Source organism: Mesorhizobium sp. M0136 (assembly GCF_040322515.1).
Classification (GTDB): Bacteria; Pseudomonadota; Alphaproteobacteria; order Rhizobiales; family Rhizobiaceae; genus Mesorhizobium.
The window spans coordinates 1-2,587 of sequence record NZ_JAMYTP010000060.1 but is presented as its reverse complement, the minus strand read 5'-3'; the positions used below and the strand labels follow the sequence as shown (position 1 = coordinate 2,587).

General features: G+C 63.3%; 3 protein-coding genes. 1 reads left to right on the top strand and 2 read right to left on the bottom strand.

Annotation, left to right across the window (positions count from 1 at the left end):
• Window positions 1-30: 30 nt before the first annotated feature.
• Both NKJ35_RS30715 and NKJ35_RS30710 read right to left on the bottom strand, forming a co-directional pair.
• On the bottom strand, window positions 31-2,100 hold the full coding sequence (locus tag NKJ35_RS30715) for a recombinase family protein (protein ID WP_352651368.1): 2,070 nt from the start codon (window positions 2,098-2,100) through the stop codon (window positions 31-33).
• The gene (locus tag NKJ35_RS30710) at window positions 2,087-2,275 is read right to left on the bottom strand and encodes a hypothetical protein (RefSeq protein WP_352458677.1); all 189 of its coding nucleotides are present in this window, start codon (window positions 2,273-2,275) and stop codon (window positions 2,087-2,089) included. Before NKJ35_RS30710 ends, NKJ35_RS30715 begins: the two co-directional genes overlap by 14 nt.
• Here NKJ35_RS30710 and NKJ35_RS30705 point away from each other — a divergent pair.
• A partial coding sequence (locus tag NKJ35_RS30705; RefSeq protein WP_352651366.1) for a hypothetical protein occupies window positions 2,274-2,587 on the top strand: 314 nt, incomplete at its 3' end. The two genes, NKJ35_RS30710 and NKJ35_RS30705, sit on opposite strands and share 2 nt — an antisense overlap.

The window sequence follows — 2,587 nt, the reverse complement described above, 5'->3', positions numbered from 1 at the left end:
GCGAAGACCGATTCATTATGCACCTCCTTTTCAAATGGCGGAAAACAGCGATTCTTGGTTGTCGTCGTGGATGCGACGCGGAGTATTGCGCGCCAAATCGGCCTTGATCCGTTCGTCTTCGAGGTCGCTGGCGCGGATCTGGTAGGGCGCGCCGCGCATGACCTGCTCGGCGGGCAAGAGGCCATCCCTGATGAACCGGCGGATTTTGACGTGCGACACGCCGAGCTTCGCGGCCGCATCCGACATGGTGAGCCACTCGCCATTCTTGTCGGAAGAGCGATAGCCGCTGATCTTGTGCACCGTGCGCAGCGATTGGACGCGACGCGCGGTCCAGGTCTTTCCCTGACCGGTCTGCATGCCCATGCGGTTGAGTGTGGCAGCGATTTCGGCATCCGACCACCGGGTTGCCATGGATCGCATGATCGCCAGAGCCTCCTCAGGCGTACGCTGGCCATGCTCTCCGGATTTGGGCTTGCGAACCCGTACCTGCGAGTGCTGGCCTCCATGCCAGTGGATGGTCAAGATCACGTCTCGCGCATCGTCATCGACATCCGCCACGATGTCCTTGATGAGCGCGCGCAGCAGTTGCTGACGACAGCGCATGTCGACACCCGGCGCATTCCAGGTGGCCTCGAGATTCTGGGCGAGGCCGGTGAAGTCCGGAACCGCGTCGACGGGCTCCACACGCTGGACTTCGCTCAGCCGGGCCTCGCAGGTCTCCACGCGCCTGAGCGTGGCTTCCCAACTCCTCTCGAGCTGGGCCGCAATAAGCCGGTTCTCCGGGTCGCAAGCGGCATAGCGGCGCTCGGCGAGCGATGCCTCATAGCGCGCCTGCTGCAGGTCCATCTCGATCATCTGCCGCCGCTTGGCTTCGCTCTCCAGCTGCATGCGTTCAGCCTCCAACGCCGCTTCGATCGCCATCGGCGCAACCGCCTCCAGCGCTTCGCGGGTCACCGCCGCGTCGGTGCGAAAGCCGTTGAACGATATGCATCGCGCCTGGGCCATCATGAGGTTGCCGCGCTCGCAGCGATATACCGGATAACCTTGGCCGCGTCCGGCATACATGACAACCAGTCTTCGCCCGCATCGACCACAGGAGATGAGACCCGGGAGCATCGCGCGACCGCCGCGGCCCGACTTGACGCCGCCGGCTTTGCCATAAGCGTTGGCCGCGAGCAGTTCCTGGTTCCGTTCGTACTCGCTCCATCCGATGTAGCCTTCGTGATGGTCCTTGAGCACCACCGCCCACTCGCTAGCCGGCTTGTAATGGCCATAGCTCTTGCGAACGCGGCCATCGACGATCTCAGTGCGCTTCTCGCTCTTACCATAGACATAGGCGCCGGCGTAGAATGGGTTCTTCAGGATCGAGATCACGTTGCGGTAGCGGATCGGAACCCAGTCGAAGGAGACCATCTTCTTGCCATCGGAGGGTCTGGGGAAATGCACGTCATCGTCGATCATCGAGATCAGGACCTGGCGCGCACTGCCGAGTTCGCGGAAGCGCGTGAATATCAGGCGAATGGTCTCCTGCAGGCGCATGTCGGGATCGAACCCGAGACCGTAATCGCGGTGCCAGACATAGCCGAAGGGCACGGAGATGCGCAGTTCTCCGCGCTGTGCCTTGGCGCGGGCGGCCTCGTACATGCGGGCACGCAGCACGCCGAGCTCGAACTCGCTGATGCTGCCCTTCATACCGAGCAGCAGGCGGTCGTTCGGCAATCCCGGATCGTAGACTCCGTCCAGATCGATCACGCGTGCATCGACTTCGCCGCACAACTCGAGCAGCCGATGCCAGTCCGGCCCGTTGCGCGACAGGCGGGACGCCTCCAGGCAAAGCACGGCGCCCACATGGCCGGTGCACAGATCGTCGACCAGGCGCTCGAAACCGGGACGCTCCACAGCCCCGCTTGCGGTTCGTCCCAGATCCTCGTCGATCACCTCTACTTTGCGGAATCCCCAGCGCCGCGCGACCTCGACAAGCTCATATTGCCGACGCTGGCTCTCAAGGTTGAGCTGGACCTGCGCCTGAGTGGACTGACGCACATAGACGACGGCCTTGCGCTTGAGGATGGCAGTCGGAATCAGATTACCGCTCGTCATCGCAGCTCTCCTCCTCCGTTGCCACGCCGGCGGCGGCCATCAGTACGTTGGCGAGCCGGGCGATCACTATGGTCCGTTGCGCTGAACTCAGCCCGTTCAGCTTCTCCGAGTCGAGCGGCAAGCTGAGTTGGCGAACGACCACGAGAGATCGTGTCGGGGGTGGCAGGGTTCTCATGTTGCGCCTCCGCGATGGTGAAACCATCCGAAGAGCCTCGCCGGAAACGGCGTTCGATCAAGAGCTTGTGCAGCTCAAGCAGCGCGGCAAGCGATACGCGCGGGGGGCCCAGGTCCATCGCCGCGCAAGCCACGGGATCGATCATCCAGGCCGGAGCGGTAATGACATGCCCGGGCGCGACGACGAGATGAATGATCCGGCCGTTGGCGCGCTCTTCGCTGTTCTCGCAGCGAAGCCGACGTCCGAAATACGGGTGCCAACGGTAATGGACCTCGACCTCCTGCCCAACATGGGCAGAATGACCCCGAGATG